The 6,278-nt window shown below is 68.6% G+C and carries 5 protein-coding genes, 1 tRNA gene and 1 pseudogene; 2 read left to right on the top strand and 5 right to left on the bottom strand.

Features of this window, described 5'->3' with window-relative positions; all coding sequences use genetic code 11:
- Positions 1–12: 12 nt before the first annotated feature.
- The 4 genes from A9O63_RS07575 to A9O63_RS07560 all read right to left on the bottom strand — a co-directional run bounded on the left by A9O63_RS07575 (position 13) and on the right by A9O63_RS07560 (position 4,336).
- Positions 13–1,323: a D-amino acid dehydrogenase gene (locus A9O63_RS07575; RefSeq protein ID WP_069331381.1), complete on the bottom strand. Its 1,311-nt coding sequence runs from the start codon at positions 1,321–1,323 to the stop codon at positions 13–15.
- Positions 1,324–1,645: 322 nt separating this feature from the next.
- Entirely contained in the window at positions 1,646–2,677 is a 1,032-nt protein-coding gene (locus A9O63_RS07570; protein ID WP_069331380.1) for a zinc-binding metallopeptidase family protein, read from the bottom strand.
- Positions 2,678–2,857: 180 nt separating this feature from the next.
- A complete protein-coding gene (locus A9O63_RS07565; RefSeq protein ID WP_069331379.1) occupies positions 2,858–3,112 on the bottom strand; it encodes a GlsB/YeaQ/YmgE family stress response membrane protein in 255 nt (84 codons plus the stop codon).
- 57 nt (positions 3,113–3,169) lie between these two features.
- A complete protein-coding gene (locus tag A9O63_RS07560; protein ID WP_084295696.1) occupies positions 3,170–4,336 on the bottom strand; it encodes an AI-2E family transporter in 1,167 nt (388 codons plus the stop codon).
- Between the two features lie 180 nt (positions 4,337–4,516).
- Here A9O63_RS07560 and A9O63_RS07555 point away from each other — a divergent pair.
- Positions 4,517–4,590, top strand: a tRNA-Gly gene (locus A9O63_RS07555).
- A gap of 506 nt (positions 4,591–5,096) precedes the next feature.
- Positions 5,097–5,789, top strand: a complete 693-nt coding sequence (locus A9O63_RS07550) for a ZinT family metal-binding protein (RefSeq protein WP_069331377.1) — start codon at positions 5,097–5,099, stop codon at positions 5,787–5,789.
- Positions 5,790–5,861: 72 nt separating this feature from the next.
- Here A9O63_RS07550 and A9O63_RS07545 read toward each other — a convergent pair.
- Positions 5,862–6,278, bottom strand: a pseudogene (locus A9O63_RS07545) (FAD/NAD(P)-binding protein); the annotation flags it as partial.

Raw genomic sequence — 6,278 nt, 5'->3', positions numbered from 1 at the left:
GCGGGTGGGCCTTCAGCCCGCCTGCCGGGCCGGGTTGAGCCTCACCGCGGGCCGCGTGCGGCGGGCCGGGGCGGCATAGCGGTCGATGCCGAGATCGGCACTCTCGATCTCGGGCGCACGCCCGTTGACGAGATCCGACAGGACCCGCGCCGAACCCGCGGCCATCGTCCAGCCCAGCGTCCCGTGCCCCGTGTTGAGCCAGAGGCCCGCCACCGGCGTGCGGCCCACCACGGGCGTGCCGTCCGGCGTCATCGGCCGGAGGCCCGTCCAGAAGCTCGCGCGCGACAGATCGCCCGCGCCGCCGAAGAGGTCGCTCACCGACATGGCGAGGGTCTCGCGCCGCGCCGGGGGCAGGGTGGCGCTGAAGCCCGCCACCTCGGCCATGCCGCCCACGCGGATCCGGTCGCCGAGCCGCGTGATCGCGATCTTGTAGGTCTCGTCCATCACGGTCGAGACCGGCGCGCGCTCGGCATCGACGATGGGAAGCGTGATCGAATAGCCCTTCACCGGATAGACCGGCAGCCGCAGCCCGAGCGGCGCGACCAGCGCAGGCGAATGTGAGCCGAGCGCCACGACGACGGCATCGGCCAGGAACGTGCCCTTGGTCGTCTCGACGCCCGTGACGCGGCCGGCCTCGACCCTCAGCCGCTCGATGCCGGTTCCGTAGCGGAAGCGCACGCCGGCTTCCTCCGCCAGAGCCGCGAGCCCCTGGGTGAACTTGAAACAGTCGCCCGTCTCGTCGCCCGTCAGGCGGAGCCCGCCCGCGATCCTGTCGCGCGCGGCCCGCAGCCCCGGCTCGGCGGCGAGACAGCCGTCCGCATCCAGAAGCTCGAACGGCACCCCGCCTTCGCGCAGCACCTCGATGTCGCGCGCCGCCGCGTCGAGCTGCTTCTGCGTGCGGAAGAGCTGGAGCGTGCCCTGCTGGCGCTCGTCGAAGGCGAGGCCCGTGGTGGCGCGCAGATCGGTCAGGCAGTCGCGCGAATATTCGGCGAGCCGTACCATGCGGCCCTTGTTCTGCGCATAGGCCGCGGGGGTGCAGTTGCGCAGGATCGCCATGAGGAAGCGGACCTGCGCCGCATCGAGCCGCGGCCGGATGACCAGCGGCGCGTGCTTCATGAACATCCAGCGCAGGGCCTTGGCGGGAATGCCGGGCGCGGCCCAGGGCGAGGCATAGCCCGGACTGATCTCGCCTGCATTGGCGAAGGAGGTCTCCAGTGCCGCCGCTGGCTGGCGATCCACCACCGTCACCTCGTGATCCGCCCGCGCCAGCTCGAAAGCCGATGTGACACCGACGACGCCCGCACCCAGAACCACGATCCTCATGCCCGCCCTCCTGCTGGAACCATGTGGGAAATTACGCGATCCCGATGAGAATGTTCTGGTGAATGTGCCCGGGACCGGGGGCCATGAAGCACGATGCTCCCGGATATGCGGTATCTTGCCGCAGGACATCCCGTCATGTGGGCAGCTGCCGGAAGGATCCACCAGCGAGCTTCACGAGCTTTGTTCTCCGTGAACCTGCTGCGGACGAGGCTAGGGGAGCCGAAGGACAGGCACGCCGCCCGCCCCTGTCAGGCTAGCCTGCGCCCATGGAAATCCGAACGGTGACAGACGTCCCGCCTGCCACCGTCCGGTCGTTGCGGCCTCACTGGGGCAGGGCGCTCGCGGAAGGCGGCGCCGCGGCGTCGTCTGCGGAGTTCGCCTCGACGATCAGGCTGCGGATGGCCTCCTGCTTGGCGACGACCGGCGGCGCCAGGACGAACGGGTAGAAGGTCTCGTGGCCCATGGCTTCGTTCACGGCATTCAACGCGATCGTCAGCTCGACCCAGGCACCGGCGAGGCGCGCCATCGGCTCGCGCACGAGGTGCTCCAGCCCCTCCGGCAGATCCTGCGGCTCGATCAGCCCGAAGGCCTGTGCCGTCTCCAGCCCGTCGAGCAGATGGAAGACATGCGCCCAGGTCTCGGCGAAATCTTCCCAGGGATGGGCCGTCGCATAGGCCGAGATGTGGCTTCCGGCCCAGCCGGGCGGCGCACCTTCGGCATAATGCGCCTGAAGGGCCGCGCCATAATCCAGCCGGTCGTCGCCGAAGATCGCGCGCAGCCTGTCGAGCCGGTCTGGCCGCGCGTCGGTCAGGACATCCCAGTAATGATGGGCCACCTCGTGCCTCAGATGCCCCGTCAGGGTGCGGTAGGGCTCGTTCATCTCTGCCCGGATGCGCTCGCGCTCGGCATCGTCCGCCTCGGCGATATTGAGGGTGATCGTGCCTCCGGCATGGCCGGTGAGCACCCGGGGGGCCGTGGCGTCTCCCGTCTCGCCCTTGAGTTCGAACCGGGGGGCGGACAGGCCCGCCCGATCGGCAAGCGGCAGGCCCAGCCGGTGCAGCATCAGGATCAGGGGACGCTTCGCCGTCTCGATCCTCTCCCACCGTTCGATGTTGGCGGGGACCGACAGGTCCGGCACCACCGTCGTATGCCGGCACGACAGGCACAGCACGCCTGCCTCATCGGCCGACCAGTTGCAGTTGATCTGAGGGCGGTTGACGCAGGGATGGCCGGCCTCCGCCAGGTCCGAGAACCCCTTGTCCGGGTCGAAGAGCAGCTGACTGCCGCAGGCGAGGCAGACCGTGTTGCGGAAGAAGATTTCCTGATCGCAGGAGGGGCAGCGATAGCGTTGCACGGGACCGACCGGAGTTGGGAAAAGACCGCGCCCAACGGCGGGTGGCAGCTTCCGGTTCCCGCCGCGATCGGGGCCTTCTGCGCCGAGGCGGCGGCGCGGGAAGAGGCCGGACCCGCACCGCCGCATGTGCGTCAGCGGCCGGCCCGCAAGCGGGACGCCAGCCGCTGCAAACCGGCTCGATCAGCCGCGCTTTCTGGTCACGGCGCCCCAGATCACCAGAAGGAGGATGGCGCCCACGATGGCGCCGATGAAGCCCGCGCCTTCACCGGGGCCATACCAGCCCACGGCCTGCCCCAGCCAGGTTGCGACGAGGGCCCCCACGATCCCCAGGATCGTGGTCAGGATGAAGCCCGAGGGCTCTTTGTCTCCGGGGTGGAGAAACTTCGCAATCACGCCGGCGATGAAGCCGATGATGATGGTCCAGATGATGCTCAAGAAGGATCCTCCGCTGCAGGTCTGCCGAGGCAACGGCGATCCGCGCGCCCGGTTCCCTCACTCCGTCGCTTCCGGCTCGAGATCGGGCAAGGGCTCGCGAGCGCCCAGGAAATTGCCCACCGCATGGAGGGAGTCGACATTGTCGCAGACCACCTTCATGCAGACGAGGAAGGGCACTGCCACGAGCGCCCCCGGAATGCCCCAGAGCCATCCCCAGAAGATCACCGTGACAAAGACCGAGACGGTGTTCAGCTCGAGCCTCCGGCCGAGGACGATGGGCGTGACGAGCTGCCCCTCGATGGCGGTGGCTGTCAGATAGAGCGCGGGCACCAGCAGGGCCTGCGTCAGATGATCGTAATGCACGATGGCGACGGCCGCCGACAGCGCGACACCCGCGATGGCGCCGACGTAGGGCAGGAAGTTCAGGAGGAAGGCCGCCATGGCCCAGACGAGGGGGCTCGGCATCCCCGCTCCCCACATCATGAGGCCGATCACGACTCCCAGCCCCGCATTGATGATGGTCACCGACAGAAGGTAGCGGGAGACGCGCCGCTCGATCCCGTAGACGATGCGCAGGGCGCGCTTCTTGTCGCCGAACCGGGGGAAGCCCTCGATCAGCTTGATGTAGAAGAGGTCGCCCGAGGCGAGGAGGAAAAGCGCCAGCACCAGCGTCACGATGATCGTGGTGAGGATGGAGGCCACGCTTCCGACCGCCGACGACAGGATCCCCGGCGTCTGCACGGCGACCCGCTGCACCGCCGGGTCCTCGCTGTCCGTGATCTCGGAGACCTGCTCCGATGCATTGCGCACGGCCTCGAACGACTCGAGGACGGTCTGGGCGCGCTCGCGCAGCTGGTCGCCCAGCCGCGGCGCCTGGTTGATCCAGTCGGAGACAGGCCCGCTCAGAAGGAAGGCGCCGACCGCAACGATGGCGGCGAGGGCGGTGATGAGGGCCGTCGCCGTGATGGGCGGCGCGATGCCGATCCTCTGCAACGCCCGCACGACCGGGCTGAAGGTCAGCGCCAGCAGAAGGCCGATCATCAGCGGCAGGACCACGTCGCGGGCGAAATAGAAGCCCATGACCACGAGGACGAGCAGGATGATGCCGAGAAGCCTGCGGATCGCAATCAGATGGTTGAGACGGCTGACTTCGTTCTCGGAGGGCACTTCGGGCGCTTCCGGCGCCAGAATGGTTCCGGCCTGGCCGATCCGCTCGTTCTGCATCATCCCCCCATCGCCGTGCACCGGCTGCGCGGCCCTTGGCCGATCCGGGGCACAACGTGATGCTGCGCCTCATGTTCCGCGACGACGACTTGGCGAAAAGGCTGAGGCGCCGTCCCGCGGGCGGAGAGGGGCGCAACGTCCCTTGAGGCGCAGGACGCTCCATGCTAACAGGGCACTCGCGCGGGTATGGTGAAATGGTATCACACGAGCCTTCCAAGCTCTTGGCGCGGGTTCGATTCCCGCTACCCGCTCCAGAAAATCCCTGAAAATTTATGATTGTCGGGCGCTTGTGGGAGAATGTGTCCCACGCGGGAAGCGGCCGTGGGACGCCTTCGCCTTACGGAGCCTTCGCGAAGCGGGCATGGCTGGGCTTCCGAGAGGGCCGGCGCGCAGCATTCTGCGGCTTGAGTCGAAGGGGTGACGGCCCAGACGTGCCTTGCGGCCGAGGCTGATGCGGGAAGGCGGTCGATGCCGGCCAGCTCGCGCGCTTCCTCATGGACCTTCGAAATCGAGTGACCGGCGGGACTGACCGCAACGGCCGGGACCGGCCTCACCTCCCTTGCGGTGCCGGTCGTTCCACCCCGCGCCGTGTGCCGGCTGGCGCTTCGCTTCGGCGGGCGCAGCTTCCGCGGCCGACCTCCAGCGGTGCCTTTCTGGCGCGCAGGACCGCCTTGCCGGTTGCCAAGCTTCTCGCGAGATCCTACACGGGAGGAGATATGTAATAACATATCATTCAGGCATCATCCGAAGACCTCGGACCATGGAGACCTCCCTCATGCAGACCGTCCTTTCACGCCCCCTGAGCATCCTTGCAGCCAGCGTGGCGCTCGCCGTGGCCGCGCCCGCGCTTGCCGAGAAGGCGCACGACCACGATCATGCGCACGGCCACAGCCATGACGAGGCCCACAGCCACGCCTCGGACGAGATCGCCAAGGGCTTCTTCAAGGACGAGCAGATCGCCGACCGCCCGCTCTCGGACTGGCAGGGCGACTGGCAGTCGGTCTATCCGCTCCTGCAGGACGGCACGCTGGCCCCGGTGATGGCGCACAAGGCCGAGCATGGCGACAAGACGACCGAGGAATATCGCGCCTACTATCAGACCGGCTACGAGACCGAGGTGAACCGCATCGTGATCGACGGCGACCGGGTGACCTTCCACGGCAGGGGCGAGCCGGTCTCGGGTCAGTATGAGCATGACGGACACGAGGTGCTGACCTACAAGGCCGGCAATCGCGACGTCCGCTTCATCTTCGAGAAGGTGAGCGGAGACGAGGCCGCGCCGAAGTTCATCCAGTTCAGCGATCACCGCATCGCGCCGTCGAAGTCGGATCACTACCACCTCTACTGGGGCGACGACCGCGCGGCGCTCCTTCAGGAGGTGACGCACTGGCCGACCTACTACCCGGCCGAGCTGAGCGCCGAAGAGATCGTCGAGGAGATGCTCGCCCACTGATCCCGAGGGGCAGGTCAGGCGCCTGCCCCTCGGGTTCCTGCCTCGGGGGCAACCGTCCCGAGGCAGGATCCCTCAGGGCCGCGCGTGGCGGCCGAGATCCTGCTCCGTCGCGGCCGTAAAAGCGGCGACGAGATCCTCTGCCAGCCGCGCCGTCTGCTCGCGGATGTCGGGGATCGCGGTGATCTCCCAGAAGGCGGCGCGCGAGACCGGCCCGATGGCGAAGATGTGCCGCGAGCTCTGTCCGCGCGCATCGATCAGCCGGCAGTCCTGCGCCACCTCGAGGCCGATGCGCAGCGGATCGATCCGCGCGAGGCCCGAGGAGAGCAGGCCCGCCACCAGCGGCGAGGCGCTGTTGCCGGGATCCCGGCGGATGCCGCGGCAGTCGAAGACCACGTCGGCCTCGAGCCGGACATGCGCGCCGGTGCCGCGCGGCCGGATCCGCAGCGCGACCCTGCCGTCCGGCAGGCGCTCCGCGCCCTCGTAGCCCGC

It is taken from the genome of Cereibacter johrii, from assembly GCF_001720585.1.
GTDB lineage: Bacteria > Pseudomonadota > Alphaproteobacteria > Rhodobacterales > Rhodobacteraceae > Cereibacter_A > Cereibacter_A johrii.
Note: the sequence above shows the minus strand (reverse complement) of the source record. Positions and strands in the feature narration are given on the sequence as shown.

What these genes read in the sequence shown, in the direction of transcription:
- A9O63_RS07575 (WP_069331381.1), bottom strand. Translation starts at nt 1,323, where the DNA reads ATGAGGATCGTGGTTCTGGGTGCGGGCGTCGTCGGTGTCACATCGGCT.
- A9O63_RS07560 (WP_084295696.1), bottom strand. Translation starts at nt 4,336, where the DNA reads ATGCAGAACGAGCGGATCGGCCAGGCCGGAACCATTCTGGCGCCGGAA.
- A9O63_RS07550 (WP_069331377.1), top strand. Translation starts at nt 5,097, where the DNA reads ATGGAGACCTCCCTCATGCAGACCGTCCTTTCACGCCCCCTGAGCATC.